This window comes from [Enterobacter] lignolyticus SCF1, from assembly GCF_000164865.1.
Classification (GTDB): Bacteria; Pseudomonadota; Gammaproteobacteria; order Enterobacterales; family Enterobacteriaceae; genus Enterobacter_B; species Enterobacter_B lignolyticus.
The window spans coordinates 4,411,815-4,427,546 of the sequence record NC_014618.1 but is presented as its reverse complement, the minus strand read 5'-3'; the positions used below and the strand labels follow the sequence as shown (position 1 = coordinate 4,427,546).

Annotated in this window: 17 protein-coding genes; 12 read left to right on the top strand and 5 right to left on the bottom strand. The window is 51.9% G+C overall.

Annotated features, from left to right (window positions below; genetic code table 11):
* Positions 1–153: 153 nt before the first annotated feature.
* From ssb1 to ENTCL_RS20510, 7 genes are all read left to right on the top strand, one after another.
* Positions 154–690, top strand: a complete 537-nt coding sequence (gene ssb1, locus ENTCL_RS20540) for a single-stranded DNA-binding protein SSB1 (RefSeq protein WP_013368061.1) — start codon at positions 154–156, stop codon at positions 688–690.
* Between the two features lie 234 nt (positions 691–924).
* The gene (locus ENTCL_RS20535) at positions 925–1,395 is read left to right on the top strand and encodes a PTS sugar transporter subunit IIB (protein WP_013368060.1); all 471 of its coding nucleotides are present in this window, start codon (positions 925–927) and stop codon (positions 1,393–1,395) included.
* A 5-nt stretch (positions 1,396–1,400) separates the two neighbouring features.
* Positions 1,401–2,183 (top strand): PTS mannose/fructose/sorbose/N-acetylgalactosamine transporter subunit IIC, encoded by a 783-nt coding sequence (locus tag ENTCL_RS20530; protein ID WP_013368059.1) that lies wholly within the window; start codon positions 1,401–1,403, stop codon positions 2,181–2,183.
* Position 2,184: 1 nt separating this feature from the next.
* Entirely contained in the window at positions 2,185–2,997 is an 813-nt protein-coding gene (locus ENTCL_RS20525; RefSeq protein ID WP_013368058.1) for a PTS system mannose/fructose/sorbose family transporter subunit IID, read from the top strand.
* The gene (locus tag ENTCL_RS20520; RefSeq protein ID WP_013368057.1) at positions 2,997–3,434 is read left to right on the top strand and encodes a PTS sugar transporter subunit IIA; all 438 of its coding nucleotides are present in this window, start codon (positions 2,997–2,999) and stop codon (positions 3,432–3,434) included. Before ENTCL_RS20525 ends, ENTCL_RS20520 begins: the two co-directional genes overlap by 1 nt.
* Positions 3,424–4,137, top strand: a complete 714-nt coding sequence (locus ENTCL_RS20515; protein WP_013368056.1) for a GntR family transcriptional regulator — start codon at positions 3,424–3,426, stop codon at positions 4,135–4,137. Before ENTCL_RS20520 ends, ENTCL_RS20515 begins: the two co-directional genes overlap by 11 nt.
* A gap of 3 nt (positions 4,138–4,140) precedes the next feature.
* Positions 4,141–4,836, top strand: a complete 696-nt coding sequence (locus ENTCL_RS20510; protein ID WP_013368055.1) for a 6-phosphogluconolactonase — start codon at positions 4,141–4,143, stop codon at positions 4,834–4,836.
* 28 nt (positions 4,837–4,864) lie between these two features.
* On the opposite strand, the gene ENTCL_RS20505 is transcribed toward ENTCL_RS20510, so the two are convergent.
* Both ENTCL_RS20505 and ENTCL_RS20500 read right to left on the bottom strand, forming a co-directional pair.
* Positions 4,865–6,409 carry an MltF family protein gene (locus tag ENTCL_RS20505; RefSeq protein WP_013368054.1) on the bottom strand — a complete coding sequence of 515 codons (1,545 nt, stop codon included), beginning with the start codon at positions 6,407–6,409 and terminating at the stop codon, positions 4,865–4,867.
* A gap of 126 nt (positions 6,410–6,535) precedes the next feature.
* Positions 6,536–6,817 (bottom strand): YjcB family protein, encoded by a 282-nt coding sequence (locus tag ENTCL_RS20500; protein ID WP_013368053.1) that lies wholly within the window; start codon positions 6,815–6,817, stop codon positions 6,536–6,538.
* Between the two features lie 468 nt (positions 6,818–7,285).
* On the opposite strand from ENTCL_RS20500, the gene ENTCL_RS20495 reads away from it, so the two are divergent.
* On the top strand, positions 7,286–8,872 hold the full coding sequence (locus ENTCL_RS20495; protein WP_013368052.1) for an EAL domain-containing protein: 1,587 nt from the start codon (positions 7,286–7,288) through the stop codon (positions 8,870–8,872).
* Here ENTCL_RS20495 and soxS read toward each other — a convergent pair.
* Positions 8,857–9,186, bottom strand: a complete 330-nt coding sequence (gene soxS / locus ENTCL_RS20490; RefSeq protein ID WP_013368051.1) for a superoxide response transcriptional regulator SoxS — start codon at positions 9,184–9,186, stop codon at positions 8,857–8,859. The genes ENTCL_RS20495 and soxS overlap by 16 nt on opposite strands.
* A gap of 85 nt (positions 9,187–9,271) precedes the next feature.
* On the opposite strand from soxS, the gene soxR reads away from it, so the two are divergent.
* On the top strand, positions 9,272–9,730 hold the full coding sequence (gene soxR / locus ENTCL_RS20485) for a redox-sensitive transcriptional activator SoxR (RefSeq protein WP_013368050.1): 459 nt from the start codon (positions 9,272–9,274) through the stop codon (positions 9,728–9,730).
* A 107-nt stretch (positions 9,731–9,837) separates the two neighbouring features.
* Here soxR and ENTCL_RS23295 read toward each other — a convergent pair whose 3' ends face one another.
* Positions 9,838–10,122, bottom strand: a complete 285-nt coding sequence (locus ENTCL_RS23295) for a hypothetical protein (RefSeq protein WP_071841431.1) — start codon at positions 10,120–10,122, stop codon at positions 9,838–9,840.
* A gap of 206 nt (positions 10,123–10,328) precedes the next feature.
* Between ENTCL_RS23295 and ghxP the strand changes: the two genes are divergently transcribed.
* Complete coding sequence (ghxP, locus tag ENTCL_RS20480) at positions 10,329–11,678, top strand: guanine/hypoxanthine transporter GhxP (protein ID WP_013368049.1); 1,350 nt, start codon at positions 10,329–10,331, stop codon at positions 11,676–11,678.
* Positions 11,679–12,079: 401 nt separating this feature from the next.
* Positions 12,080–14,581, top strand: a complete 2,502-nt coding sequence (locus ENTCL_RS23290; RefSeq protein ID WP_013368048.1) for an autotransporter outer membrane beta-barrel domain-containing protein — start codon at positions 12,080–12,082, stop codon at positions 14,579–14,581.
* Positions 14,582–14,675: 94 nt separating this feature from the next.
* Here the strand turns inward: ENTCL_RS23290 and ENTCL_RS20470 are convergent, their stop codons facing one another.
* Entirely contained in the window at positions 14,676–15,107 is a 432-nt protein-coding gene (locus ENTCL_RS20470; protein ID WP_013368047.1) for a hypothetical protein, read from the bottom strand.
* A 97-nt stretch (positions 15,108–15,204) separates the two neighbouring features.
* Here ENTCL_RS20470 and cadR point away from each other — a divergent pair, with 97 nt between their 5' ends.
* Entirely contained in the window at positions 15,205–15,600 is a 396-nt protein-coding gene (gene cadR / locus ENTCL_RS20465; protein WP_013368046.1) for a Cd(II)/Pb(II)-responsive transcriptional regulator, read from the top strand.
* Positions 15,601–15,732: the final 132 nt, after the last annotated feature.

Sequence of the window (15,732 nt, the reverse complement as noted above, 5' to 3'; positions counted from 1 at the left end):
TACAGTATTGGAATGCATCTTCAGCGGAATTGTGCAACAATGTCTGGTTGGCGAGAGATCTCTGGAAAGAGCCTCACAGCTATTAAAATGCTGCGTGGAAATGGTACACTCACGCGTTTACACTATTAAGAAACGTATTCAGGAGACACGATCATGGCCAGCAGAGGCGTAAACAAGGTGATTCTCGTCGGTAATCTGGGCCAGGACCCGGAAGTACGCTATATGCCGAGTGGTGGCGCAGTGGCCAACATTACGCTGGCTACTTCCGAATCCTGGCGTGACAAGCAGACCGGCGAAATGAAAGAGCAGACCGAGTGGCACCGCGTTGTGCTGTTCGGCAAGCTGGCTGAAGTTGCCGGCGAATACCTGCGTAAAGGTTCTCAGGTCTATATCGAAGGCCAGCTGCGCACCCGCAAATGGACCGATCAGTCCGGTCAGGAAAAGTACACCACTGAGGTGGTGGTCAACGTGGGCGGCACCATGCAGATGCTGGGCGGCCGTCAGGGCGGCGGCGCGTCGGCAGGCGGCAATATGGGCGGCGGCCAGCAGCAGGGCGGTTGGGGTCAGCCTCAGCAGCCGCAGGGCGGCAACCAGTTCAGCGGCGGCGCGCAGTCTCGCCCGCAGCAGCAGTCCGCTCCGGCACCGTCTAACGAACCGCCGATGGATTTCGACGACGATATTCCGTTCTGATCCGCACCCCGTTAAGATTAGCAACAACGTTTTCTAAGACCCTGCTTCGGCAGGGTTTTTTTTCCCCGAAACCGCGCTTTCTGCCCGACTCTCGCGTTTAGCATTTCGAGCTCATTTTTCTTTTCTTCCCCGTATTTGATCGCCGCCTCATTTTTTAGGCGATGAAGCGATCAATAATTGAACTTGTCCGGACATCCGGACAAATGAAAAATTAAACGGCTTGGAGAATGAACAATGGTGAATATCGTGCATACCCGCTTAGATGACCGCTACATTCACGGTCAGGTCGCGACGGGATGGATCCCACACACTCAGGCGAACCTGGTGGTTATCTGCAATGATGCTGTGGCTGAAGATGAGATGAGAAAACAGTTGATATCCATTGCCGCGCCGGAAGGTGTTGGGGTTCGCTATTTTTCGGTGCAAAAAACCATTGATGTCATTCACCAGGCATCGCAGAAGCAGCATATTTTGCTAATGGCCGATAATCCGCTGGATGCGCTAAAGCTGGTTGAAAACGGTGTGCCAATCAAAGAGCTCAATCTGGGGAATCGTGCCTATTCGACCGCTCATGACATCAATGTGTACAAGTCATATCACGTTAACCATGAAGAGAAATTGGCTCTGGACGCGCTGGTAAGCAAAGGCGTGAACGTCTATTACGCCCTGACCCCTAACGACAGCAAACAGGCATACAAAGGCTAAACCACATGGAATTAACAACTGTCTTGCTCGTCGCGCTTGTTGCGGCATTTACCGGGGCTGATTCCTTTGCTGAACAGTTTCAAACCTACCGCCCGATTGTCGTTGGTTTTTTAATTGGTCTGGTATTAGGCGACGTTAAAACGGGTCTGATGGTCGGAGCGATTCTGGAACTTGTCTTCCTGGGGCAGACGGCCGCATTTGGCGGCGCCCAGCCGCCGAACATGGTTATTGGTACCGTTATTGGCGTCACATTCACCATTGTGAGCGGTCTGGACCCGAAAGTATCCGTCGCGTTGGCTGTTCCGTTCGCCATTCTGATGCAGGCCATCATGACCGCCTTTTGTACTTTCCTTGCGGTCTATATGCATAAGAACGACCGTTATATCGAAACCATGAATTTATCTGGGTTTGGTCGTACGCAATGGACGGGTCTGGGTTTAGCGTTCGTGTTGTATTTTACGGTTGCTTTCATTCCGATTTATTTCGGCGCAGAGCAAGCTTCCGGTTTCATCAAATCACTGCCTGAGTTTGTCATCCACGGCCTGAGCGTTGCCGGTGGGATCCTGCCTGCCGTTGGTTTCGCTATGCTGTTGAAAATGATGTGGAAGCGTCAGCATATTTTGTTCCTGATTGGCGGCTTTGCCGCAGTAAGCTACCTGAAGATGCCGATCCTCGCGTTAGCTATTTTCGGGGCTTGTTTCGCCGCTTACGATTTCTTTTCTCATCAATATCGTCAGCAAACCATGGCTAAAGCCGTACCAGAAACTGAAGAAGAAGAAGGGATCTAAGATGAGCGACTTTATCGACCAGACTGAAGCGCCTGAATTAACCAAAGCTGACTTAAACAAAGTATGCTGGCGCTCAATGCTATTAAACACCAGCTTCAACTACGAACGTATGCAGGCGGGCGGTGTGCTTTATTCGATGCTGCCTGCGCTGAAAAAGATTCACCGCAATCCTGACGATCTTAAGCAGTCTTTTAATCTGCACAGCGAGTTTTTCAACACCAACACGTTTGTCCCAACATTCGCCTTTGGTCTGGCTCTGGCGGCAGAACGCAAGAAAGCGGCTCCTGACGTTATTCGTAGTATTAAAATCAGTGCGATGGCGCCTATGGCGGGTTTAGGAGACTCGCTGCTGTGGGCGACAGCAATCCCTATTATTGCGGGTATTGCCGCAAGCCTGGCCAGCCACGGCAACGTATTTGCACCGTTCTTTTATCTGATCAGTTTCTTTGTTATTCAGTTTTCAATCCGGTTTGGTTTGATGCACTTTGCCTATAAAAATGGCACTAAAGCCTTTGCCAACATTAAGACCGTCTCCGAGCAGCTTTCACGCACGGCAACGATCCTGGGAATGACGGTGATAGGCGGTCTCATGGCGTCCTATATTTCGATAACGACGCCGCTAACGCTCGATGCCGGAGACATGGTGGTTAAGCTGCAGAGCGACTTACTGGATGCGGTAATGCCTAACTTATTACCCGCGCTGGTTGCCGCCACGGTGTTCTATGCAGTGAAGGTCAAAAAAGCCAAACCTCTGATGATGATTGGCATTATCACCGTGCTTTCAATTGTTGGCGCCGCTGTAGGAATTGTGTAATGAAAGTCAGCATGATTATTAGCGGCCACGGAGAGTTTTCGCAAGGGCTGCATAGCCTGGTGAAGGGAGTATTTGGCGATGTGGATAATCTTTTTACGCTTCCTTACGCATACGATATGTCTTCCGTTGTGTTCCTCGGGCAACTGGAAAACCTCGTCACCTCTCAGGATGAAGGCTCTACCGTTTTGATGCTGACTGATATGAAGGGTGGTACGCCATTTAATAAGTCAGTAGAGTTAAAACTTAAGGGTTATGACATAGAGGTCCTGACCGGTACAAATTTCAATATGGTTGCAGCGGCTATCGATGCGCGGGAGGATGCTGCGACAATACCTGAGCTTATTGAAATAGTGCTGGAACAGGGTAAGGAGTCGATATCTGCATTTGTTATGAAAGACGCGCAGATATCCTTTGAGGACACTGAAGATGGAATCTAAACATTTATTACCCAAATATTTGCAGGTTTCGGAGCTGATTCTTGAGGAAATCCGTGGCTTACAGGAAGGTGATAAGTTAACGCCGGAATTAATGCTGAAGGAAAAATACCAGTGCAGCCGTTCGACGATCCGTAGCGCAATCGCGTACCTCATCGAACGTGGCTATCTTGTGTCTAAACAGGGTATTGGGAACATCGTCACTATACCGATGCTTCGTGAAGAAGTTGAGCCCACGCTGAGCTTTACCCAGGATGTCGATAAGAAGGGGCTGGAGCATAAAACTATTATTGAGAAAGTCGATTTTATAAAATCCGGGTTTATTGCTAACGTCTTCGGCATTGCCGCAGATGAGGAATTTGCGGTTATTTCCCGGCGCCGCTATGTCAACGATTATCTGGCCGTGCTTGAAGATACCTATCTTTTAAAATCAACGTTTAATTTGCTCGATATTGGACATGTTGAACAAGTCGGTTTATATCGGGCCCTTGATGATATCGGTATGACGGGGGAGATGAGTATAAAAGAAAAACTCACGCCAATCATACTCAATGAAGAGCAAAGTAAAATTTTTGATGTGAACGAACCGACACCCATGATGAGCGTTATTCGTATTGGCTCAAATGAACATGGCGTTTTTGAATATACCGTTTCGATCACTGACGCAGGTATTCTTGAATTTACCAGAAATATGAGACGAGGTTAACTGATGCAACTGGTTCAATTAACAACCCAGGATGATGTTGCGGCGCATGTGGCGCAACAAATTGCCGAAACAATCACGGCAAAGGAAACCGCTTCATTTATCCTGGCTTCAGGCGGTACGCCGACTAAAGCCTTTGATATGGTTCCATCCATGCTTTCGCAACCCGCGAGCAAAGCCAAAGTTATTAAGCTGGATGAGTGGGTCGGCCTTAGTAAGAGCAATGAAAATTCATGCGAGCAGTATTTAGATGAGCATGTTGTTAAACCCTGGGGAATTACACCAGAAAATTACATCGCCTTTGACGGAGGGGTCGCACCGGAAGCCGAAGTCGAACGTATTCAGAATGCGATGGCTGCCGTACAGAGCCCTGACCTGTGTATTATTGGTCTGGGAATGAACGGTCATATTGGTTTTATCGAACCAAACGACGGTTTGCCGGTGAATGTCAGTAAAGTTGATCTGCACGTAGCGTCCCAATCGCATCCGATGGTATCGGGAAAGCACGATGTTAAGTTTGGTATCTCCTTAGGTTTGCAGGAAATTATGTCGGCAAAAAAGGTGATATTAATGGTCACTGGCGAACATAAAAAAGAGATCTTCGACAAACTGCTGAAGAGTAAAATTACAACATCGCTGCCTGCATCGCTTGTGAAAATTCACCCAAATGCAGAAATCGTCTTCTCTGAAGATGTTCTGTAAACCGAAAATGGCGTCGGGCCCCGTTCTCTTACGGGGCTTTTGCTTTTTCAGCCGTCAGCTTGCTTTTAGATTCCTCTGTCGCTTTCTGCTTACGCGCCTGCTCGTCCATAATGAGCCGGTAGGCGATGTAGTATTTGTAGATATTGCTGACGTAGGTCACCGTTTCGGCGCCTATCTTCTCGGCGGCCAGATGTTCGACGTTGCCAAACCAGATGTTAGGGTCAAAACCGCGTTGCTGGGTCTCTACCCGCAGGCGGGCGATGCGCGCCGGTCCGGCGTTATAAGATGCAAATGAGAAAAGCGCCTTATCGAGGGGGGTCATCGGTTCGTCGCCGTAGTACTGGTCTATCATCCAGCGCATGTATTTCACCCCGGCATGGATATTGGGGTCCAGGCTGCGAATATCACCGACTTTGAGCTCTTTACCGGTTTTCGGCATCACCTGCATGACGCCAATGGCGCCCACCGGGCTGCGGACGGACTGGTTAAGGCGTGATTCCTGATAGCCCTGGGCGGCCATCAGCAGCCAGTCTACGTCATACTGCTCGCCGTACTTTTTAAACAGCTCCACCATCGCCAGAAATTTACGCCGCTCTTTCTCCGCCGCCGCGTTTTTGACGTATTTAGCATCTTTGAGATAGCGCAGCAGAATGGTATTGCCGACCGTGCTGCCCTGGCCGTTTTCTTTAATGAAGGTATTCAGCAGAGCGAGCAGCTGCGGGTCGTCTTTGCGTACCGCCCAGGCGATGCTGGCGTTATCGCGCAGGACGATGTTTTCGTGCACCTGAATTTTTGGAAACACTTGTTTCCAGAAAAGCGCCTTGTGGCGATCGACGACGATCAGCGGAATCAGTCCTGCGCTCAGCATCTCGATAAGATCTTCATCTTCGAGCGCTTCGGGAGCGGCCTCCAGGGTCACCGGCGGGCGCGATTCTTTGGCGAAATGGGCATTCAGCGCCGTCAGGCTCTCGTAGTAGCTTGATGACGGGCGTACAAATACCGTTTTACCGGAAAGCGCCTCGAGGTTCTCCACGTCGGGAGAGGCTGGGCCAGAAATCAGCAGCTCCTTCACGTTCGGGTAGAGCGGTTCGGTAAACGTCACCTGCGCCTGGCGACCGGGGGTGATGGTGAGGTTGGCGGCGGCGATATCGCCTTTACCCTCGTTGAGCGCGGTGAAGAGCTGGTCGCGCGCAACCGGCACAAAGAGGATGCGTACTTTCAGGTGGCGCTGTTTCAGCTTGTTCTCTTTGGCGAGCTTGCTGTTCAGGCCGCGCTCAAATTCAATAAAGATGTCGTGGGTCGCGCCGCGCTGAGTGCCTTTATCGATGAAGAAAAAGGTCTTGCTGTAGGTGGTCAATACCCTGATCACCCGCCTGTCGAGCATACCGGGAAGATCCCCTTTCCAGGGTTTCAGCATATCGTTGATGTTGACTTCCAGCGTCTCACGCTCCTCTTGCTTCGGCGGTTTATCCTGCGCGGGCGCGGCGCGCACGGCGCCGACGAGCAGCAGGGCGGTGAGACAGGTAACGCTTGCGATAATGAATCGCTGCAAAGAGAAAGAGATGGCATTCATGGCGCGGCACTCCGCATGGTGCATCTTTTGAGTCTAGCCAAAACAGGGTGAGTTGTAAGGGAAAGAGAGCGCCGTAGGGGGGAACATGGGGGCAAAAAAATGCCCCCGGCAGGAGGCTATCGTTTATCAGGTCAGCACCATCGGCCATTCCGGCGGCGTCTGGTTCATCGCCTCGATCATCACGGTTTTGATGTTGCCCCAGACGGCAGCGATATCAACCAGCGTGATGCCGAGCAGGCCGGTGGCGAACCAGCATGCCGCCGCGATGCCCAGGCAGCTGCTGATGACGGCAAGACCGGCAAAATCTGATTTACGCAGCTGGATATTCAGCGTGCTGGCCAGAAACATCAGCCCGGCGCTTACCAGCGGCCAGCGCAGCAGTACGACGCTGGCGGTAATTGAAGCCATAAAACTCCCCTCTGAGAAAACGTGCCGGAGATAGCGCACGGTTGCTCCTCGGTACGAGGGGGATCGGCTATCGTTTGGCATTCAATAAGTTAATGAAACAGAGTGTTCCGTTGCATTTTAATGTGTGAACTATATCACGTTTGATGGTTTATTCACCAGCGGATTGCCGGGGTTTTTGTGCGCCTGGCAGCGGAAAACCCCCGCAATACGGACAGGGTCGGCGTCCGGGTCTGCTGCTGGCAATGTAAACAGCATGCATCTGAATTGCCTAATTAATAGCGAACTTAATGAAAACGTCGGCTTCTCTTTCAGTTTGGCTTACGGAAAAATATTATCATAATCGTCTGATATGTGTATTTTGCTGTAAAAAGAGAGTTGCTAATACCGAATGATTCATGCAACGTAATCACCTGTTAAAAAAGCATTCAGCCTGAAAGACAGGTGCGTAAATGCAGGGATTTAGCTGAAATGAATCGTAGTGCGCGACGTCAGATGCTGCGTGGGGTAGGGCTTATCACGGTGGTGCTGCTACCCGTGATGCTCGCGCTTTGGTTCGCGCAAATCCGGGCTGAGGCGGAAACGCATGCCCAGCTACGCACCTTCGCTCATCTGGTGCTGGCGAAAACGGAACACGTGATTCGTCAGGCGGATTTAGCCCGCGATGCGGCGGAGCAATATCGCGGCGATATCTGTACGCCGCAGCATCAGCAGCAGATGCTAAATATTATTCGCGGCCGTTTATATGTCGCCGACTTAATTTATGCCAGAGATGACCGGTTTTTATGCTCAACCGCCGTTCGGCCGGATAAACCCTGGATAATGCCTGCCGCCAATTACCACCGCAAACCCGATATCGCCATTTATTATTACCGTAATACGCCTTTCTATCCCGGCTATAACATGACCTATATGCAGCGGGGACAATACGTCGTGGTGATTAACCCGCTCTCCTATGGTGAAGTGATCACGGATGATGCGTCCCTGGCATTCGGCGTCTACGATACAAAAACTAATGAATTCTTCTCGAGCAGCGAGAATGCCAACCTGGCGTCATTCAAATCGCTGATCCGCGATAGCGACTACGCCTTTGAACGTCACGATCGGTTTTATACGATTGCGCTTTCGCCGCGACGTCCTATCGCTATTATTGTGTCATCGTCAAATGCGCGCTATTACCAGAACTTCCGCCATCAGGCGACGCTGACGCTGCCGCTCGGCCTGATTTGCAGCATGCTGATTCTGCTGGTGTGGTCGCGTACGCAGCAGCGGTTCAATGCGCCAAAGCGCCTGCTGATGCGGGCATTAACCCGGCGGCAGCTTTGCCTGCACTATCAGCCCATTATCGATATCAAATCCAACCAGTGCGTCGGCGCGGAGGCGCTGCTGCGCTGGCCCGGGTTTGACGGTCCGGTGATGAGCCCGGCGGAGTTTATTCCGCTGGCGGAAAAAGAGGGGTTTATCGAGCAGATAACCGACTATGTGGTGGAGTGCGTCTTTACCGACCTGGGCTTTTTCCTGCAAAACAACCCGCAGCTGTATATTTCGATTAATCTCTCGGCCTCGGATTTCCACTCTTCGCGGCTGATTTCGTTAATTTCGGAAAAGGCGCGGCAGTACCGGGTGCGGGCGCAGCAGATTAAAATCGAGGTCACCGAGCGGGGCTTTATCGACGTGCCGAAGACCACGCCGGTGATCCAGGCGTTTCGTCAGGCGGGCTATGAGGTAGCGATCGATGACTTCGGCACCGGTTATTCCAACCTGCACAATCTGTACTCGCTGAACGTAGATATCCTGAAAATTGATAAATCGTTCGTTGACACGCTCACCACCAACAGCACCAGCCACCTGATCGTCGAGCATATCATCGAGATGGCGCAGAGCCTGCAGCTCAAGGCGATTGCGGAGGGCGTCGAGACGCATGAGCAGGCCGCCTGGCTGCTCAAGCGCGGGGTGCAGTACTGCCAGGGGTGGTATTTTGCCCGGGCGATGCCGCCGCAGGCGTTTATACAGTGGCTTCAGCGCCCGGTGCAGCAGACCGTTCAGGCCGAAATCTGATGGCGGTAGTCGCTCGGCGTACGATCGAATTCGCGGCGGAATACGCGCGAGAAGGTCTGCTGCGAGACATACCCCAAATCCATCGCAATATCAAAAATCGGGCGCTGCGTGGTTCTTAGCGCTTCTGCCGCCAGCAGCAGGCGTCGCTGGCGGATATAGTCGCCCAGCGTCTGATGCGTCACCGTGCGGAACATCCGCTGCAGATACCATTTTGAATAGCCGGATTTTTTGGCGACTACGTCAATGTTAAGCGGTTGATCGATATGTTCATCAATCCATTCAATCAGCGTTTGAATAATATCGTGATGGGACATAAGCGGCCTCTTTCTCAAATCTCGATTCGTCGTTTTGTCTGCGGGCGAGTATAATTCCTCAAGTTAACTTGAGGTAAAGCGCTTTATGGAAAAGAAATCTCCCCGCATCAAAATGCTGCTGACGCCCGGCGAAGTGGCGAAGCGTAGCGGCGTTGCCGTCTCGGCGCTGCATTTCTATGAAAGCAAAGGGCTTATTCAGAGTACCCGCAATGCGGGCAACCAGCGGCGCTACCGCCGCGACGTGCTGCGCTATGTGGCGATCATCAAGATTGCGCAGCGCATTGGGATTCCGCTGTCCACCATCAGCGATGCCTTCGGGGTGCTGCCCGAAGGCCATACGCTCAGCGCCAAAGAGTGGAAGCACCTCTCGTCCCAGTGGCGCGAGGAGCTGGACCGGCGCATCCACACCCTGGTGGCGCTGCGCGATCAGCTTGACGGCTGTATCGGCTGCGGCTGCCTGTCGCGGCGGGACTGTCCGCTGCGCAACCCGGGCGATAAGCTCGGCGAGAAAGGGCCGGGCGCGCATTTTATGGATGACGAATAAAACGAAAGCGCCACAGAGGGCGCTTTCGTGTTTCCCGGTCTTTGTCTTTCACTCTATCCCGTTGGTTCACGGGAGGGTCTCCCCCGACATCAACACCCCTCAGTCGATCACATGTGGGTTGGAGGTTCCGGATTGTGCTGACACTTTAATTCTATTCCCTGAGCGTGGATTTGCCACCTGAAGCGGTGATTTTTTCGGCAAAAGTTTTCCGGCAAATGGCGACGGTTTCGTTCGTTATTTTGAACAAAAGTGTTGCCAGATTGCGCATGGACGATAACGTTTGCGCATACGTTGTCGATTTCTTCGCCGCCATCGGCGAAATTTAGCGAAATGGCGCAAACATCTGTTGAAAACGCCCTGCTAAAAGCCAGATAATCGTTTGCCTTTTTCACCCGACGCCTTTCTGACGCTGTTTTCAGTAGCCGGAAAGGCCGAAGGGTATCGTTAAAACCCGTTTTTTTCTGCGCGGAGTTAATCGTTTGCTTTTTTGCGGCTCCCCTTTGCCGCGATGTAGCACATGGAGATGACGCTTAACTGACAGTAGAAGGTCCACCACGCAGATGAACGGATGATAAAAAACTCTCAGGGGATGTTTGCTATGTCTACGCCTTCAGCGCGTACCGGCGGTTCATTGGACGCCTGGTTTAAAATTTCTGCTCGCGGCAGTACGGTTCGTCAGGAAATCGTCGCCGGTTTAACCACCTTCCTGGCGATGGTGTACTCCGTCATCGTCGTACCAGGCATGCTCGGTAAGGCCGGTTTTCCGCCTGCGGCCGTGTTTGTCGCGACCTGCCTGGTGGCCGGCGTCGGTTCGCTGGTGATGGGGCTGTGGGCAAATCTGCCGCTGGCGATTGGCTGCGCCATCTCGCTGACGGCGTTCACCGCATTCAGCCTGGTGCTGGGTCAGCACATCAGTATTCCGGTTGCGCTCGGCGCGGTGTTCCTGATGGGCGTGCTGTTTACGGTGATTTCCGCCACCGGCATCCGTAGCTGGATCCTGCGCAACCTGCCGCAGGGCGTTGCGCACGGCACCGGCATCGGTATCGGCCTGTTCCTGCTGCTCATCGCCGCCAACGGTGTGGGGCTGGTGATTAAAAACCCGCTGGACGGTCTGCCGGTCACGCTGGGCCACTTCGCCAGCTTCCCGGTGATTATGTCGCTGGTGGGTCTGGCGGTGATTATCGGCCTGGAAAAACTGAAGGTGCCGGGAGGCATTCTGCTGACCATTATCGGCGTCTCTATTGTCGGCCTGATTTTCGACCCGAACGTGCACTTCTCCGGCGTTTTCGCCATGCCGTCGCTGAGCGATGACAAGGGCAATTCGCTGATTGGCAGCCTCGATATTATGGGCGCGCTGAACCCGCTCGTGCTGCCGAGCGTGCTGGCGCTGGTGATGACCGCGGTGTTTGACGCGACCGGCACCATCCGCGCGGTGGCCGGCCAGGCAAACCTGCTGGATAAAGACGGCCAGATCATCAACGGCGGTAAAGCGCTGACCACCGACTCCCTGAGCAGCGTGTTCTCCGGCCTGGTCGGCGCGGCGCCTGCGGCGGTGTACATTGAGTCGGCAGCCGGTACGGCGGCGGGCGGCAAAACCGGCCTGACGGCGATTACCGTCGGCGTGCTGTTCCTGCTGATCCTGTTCCTGTCGCCGCTTTCCTATCTGGTTCCGGCCTACGCGACGGCGCCTGCGCTGATGTACGTCGGCCTGCTGATGCTGAGCAACGTGGCGAAAATCGACTTTAACGACTTTGTGGACGCGATGGCGGGCCTTATCACCGCCGTGTTCATCGTGCTGACCTGTAACATCGTGACCGGCATCATGATCGGCTTCGCCTCGCTGGTGATTGGCCGCATCGTTTCCGGCGAATGGCGCCGACTGAATATCGGCACCGTGCTCATCGCGCTGGCGCTGGTTATCTTCTACGCGGGCGGCTGGGCTATCTAAGTCCGACGTTTTACCTTTCGATAACGGGTGGCTTCGGCCGCCCGTTTTTGTTTTATGGTGCTGTGCGGGCCTGTCTGGCCCTGGAGACGAGAATGAATAGGAATATTGAAAACGGCTGAAATGCATTTAATGACATTCCGTTAACCGACCGTCAATTCAGTGCGATGACTCTGTGGAAGTGTTTCTCAGGGTATAATTAGTTATCTATTTAAAAATTCATTTATAGAATGTAAATATACGAATCCACAAGCGCTGGAGGGTATTTTTCTGGCCTGTAGTGGTTTAGACTCCATTCTCGTAAAGATTATATCTCAATATGGATATTATATGTTTTTTTTATATATCGGCAGCATGCTTTTTATATAACTGTTGATAGTGAATCAAATAGGGACTTGAAATTTTTGAAATCAAAAATTGTTGGATTTATTTCCGGGGCGCTGTATTACCCCGCAGCGGTATTGGCGTCAGATTATAACTCCAGGATGATAGATTACCATCTGATACTGAACAGTGATGACTCAATTTCAGGCCGTACCGTTGAGACATCCGGACGCCTTACTCTCAACGATGATGCCAGAAGTCATAATATACAAATTCATTCTGGCGGGGTGATGGAGATAAATAAAAACGCACTCGACGAGTCTTCTGTCGTCCTTGCGGGCGGGGTCCAGCATGTGGCTGGCACTGCATTAAACACCCTCATTTTCGGTGAGCAAAAGGTTTCGGGTACGGTCAGCGATACCGTAATTAACGGCGGATACCAGGCCGTTTACGGTTCAGGACGGGCAACCGGCACAACCTTAAGCAACGGTGGAACTCAATATGTAACCGGTATTGCTGAGCGGACAATCATTGAGTCTGGTAATCAGTATATTCAGTTTGGCGGCAGGGCCAGTAATACCATCATCAATGATGGCGGCGTCCAGAATGTGGATGGGGGAACAGTCACGAACACGACCATTCGTTACGGTGGTGAGATGTATATGCAGGGCGGTTCTGCATCGAATACTATCGTGGATGGGGGACTCATGGATGTCGGGGGAGAATCGACAACTGTGACAAATACCGTTGTGACTAATGATGGGGGGCTCTACGCAATCCAGGGGCATGTCACTGATACTGTTATTAACCGCGGGGAGATGGCCGTGTACTATCAGGCCTCTGCTTCCGGCATCATCATTAATGATGGAGGTCGGCTGATATCGCGCGCTTTCGTCACGGATACCACGGTTAATAGCGGAGGAGTCCAGTATGTCAATGAGGGTTCCAGTAGCAATATTACTGTCAACGAGGGAGGGGCCCTGTATTTAAATGAAGGCAGGGTAGAAAATGTGGCGCTGTCAGGACCGAACGCCAGATTCCTGATAGCGACTGATAAATATACGAATCATTATCGTACTCCCACACTTTCAGGAGTCGTGACGGCCTCGGACAGAGGACAGATTGTGTTGGGTTACGACGCCGATGCGTCTGGCGCAGATATAACGCTGAATAGCGGTGCCAGCCTGCAGCTACTAAATAATAGCGCCCTGTGCCGAACCGACTGCCTATATACGCTGAACAGCCTGACCCTGGCGGGAGGTCATGTCGCGCTTTACAACATGTCTCCGGGAGCCGTCGCCGGGTGGAATACGCTGGCGTTATCCAGTTTGTCCGGTAATGGCGATTTTTATATGCATACGGAGGTGGCGAAAGGTAAAGGCGATATTCTGAACGTAACCGGAAATGCGACCGGCGCGTTCCGGTTGTTTGTGCAGGACTCCGGAGTCAGCCCCTCTTCAGATGACAGCCTGCTGCTGGTTAAAACGGGCGGGGGTGATGCGGTGTTTACCCTTGGGAATAATGGCGGGGTTGTTGAGCTGGGAACGTGGGAGTACAGGCTGAAAGAAAACGGCGGCGGGAACTGGTTACTCAGCCCGGACCAGAAACCGGCATCACAGCCAGACCCTGCGCCGCAGCCAGAATTACCGGTAGAAAATGTAAAACGGCGCATTTCGGCCTCAACGGCCGCCGTTTTAAATATGGCGGCCGTACAGCCGCTGGTATTTGATGCCGAACTGGACAGCGTGCGGGAGCGTCTGGCAAGCGGAAAAATGGACGGGCGTGACGGCGCATTATGGATGGAGCAGCTCAATACGCGAAACAATGTAGCGACTTCGGCGGGGGCCGATTTTGAGCAGCGGCTTTCCGGGCTGGTCATAGGGATGGATCGGTATTCACAGCGTGAAAAGAGTGCGGACATACTGGGCGCTTTTTTCAGTTACTCGCACTCGAATGTCGGTTTTGCCCGCGGTGGTGAAGGCAATGTGGACAGTTTTTCCCTGGGGACCTATGCCGGGTTACAGCATGATAATGGTATCTACCTGGACGGTATTGCGAAGGTTAACCTTTTCAAGAATGGTGTTAAAGGGCGAATGAACAGCGGAGGCGCAGCGGATGGAAATTACCGTACCTACGGCGCCGGTACGCACCTGGAAAGCGGGATACGTCTGAGCAAAAATAGCTGGAATCTGACGCCATATATGGCTTTATCCGGCTTTGTGGGCAGCGACCGTGAATATTCCCTGTCTAACGGCATGCGCGCTGACGTGGATAATACGCGGATGCTGAGAGCGGAAGCTGGCCTCGGGGTGGATTACCCCCTGACGCTGGATAATGGGGTTAAGCTACAGCCGTGGCTGAAAGTTTCTGTACGACAGGCGCTTGTCGATGATAATCAGATAACAATCAATGACAGCGACCGTTTTCAGAACGATCTTTCCGGGACGCGAGGAGTGTATCAGGCCGGGATCCGCGCAAATATTACGGAGAATCTGACCGGGCATCTGAGCGCAGGCTACGGCGACGGAGCTGGCGTTCGCTCACCATGGCGCGCCGCGGCGGGAGTATCATGGTCATTCTGATTATAGCCAGCAGACCCTCCTTGAGGGTTATGCGCTGGCGTTAGAGCAGAAGTCGATGCCCGGGATAATTATTCATTCAGGGGATGATATATGATTACCAGGGGCATCCACAGCCATGATAATTCGAGTTCATCCCGTTATGCCGATTCATCATTCCGTGACCTGAACGCATTTTTGAGTTTGAAGGATAAAAACCGGCTTCATCCAGTTTGCTTTGCATCTCGGATTGGGCGGTATATCGTTGAGCCTTAAGCTCTCCGGTTTCTTTTATAATTTGCTGTATTTTTTCGCTGTTCTTTTCATTTTTTTCATCAAGCAAAGCATCGAGTTCTGATTGTTTTGCAATGATTTTTTGCTGAAGAACGAGGATTTTACTATCATATTCTGAATAAATTTTTCCAATAGCGGTCTGCTCTTCAGATGAGGTGTTTTGGTATCCTTGCGGGTTAGCGCTCGCTGTACAGGTGATTCCAAGGATAATGGATACGCTGACGGCCAGGTTAACCGCGCAGGTTTTTATATTCATAATGTGAGTCCCTTTTTACGTTTATGATTTCGACGATGCCAGCATGCACTCTGTAGTAACTGTAGAGTCAATATTTACTATAAAAGGACGTATTAATGTGAAAATAGGTGAACTTTCTAAGCGTACCGGATGCCCAATTGGAACTATTCGGTACTATGAAAAAGAGGGCTTGTTGCCTGAAACCGACCGCAATCAGGGAAATTTTCGGGTATATACCGAGGAGCACATTGAACGCTTAACCTTTATTCTCCATTGCCGCGCGCTAGAGATGACGCTCAATGAAGTTAAGGTATTGTTAAAGTATCGAGAGGATACAAATTTAAATTGCGATGAGGTCAACATTCTTGTCGATCGGCATATTCACCAGATAGAAGTTCGGGTTGAGATGCTGTCTCAGCTAAAACAGAAACTCATTGCGTTACGCAAATCATGTTCTGGGTCTCGTAAAACCGAATCATGCGGCGTTTTGAAAAAACTGAACCGCCAGCCTTAAACGTAAGCCAGACAACCGTCTCTGATGTTAAATCAGTGGGTTACATTACTCCTGTGGGCGAGTGATGCGCTTAGCATACCCGTCCTCCCGATCTCCAATCTCCCCTGGATAAGCTGAAAGGCGTATCATCAT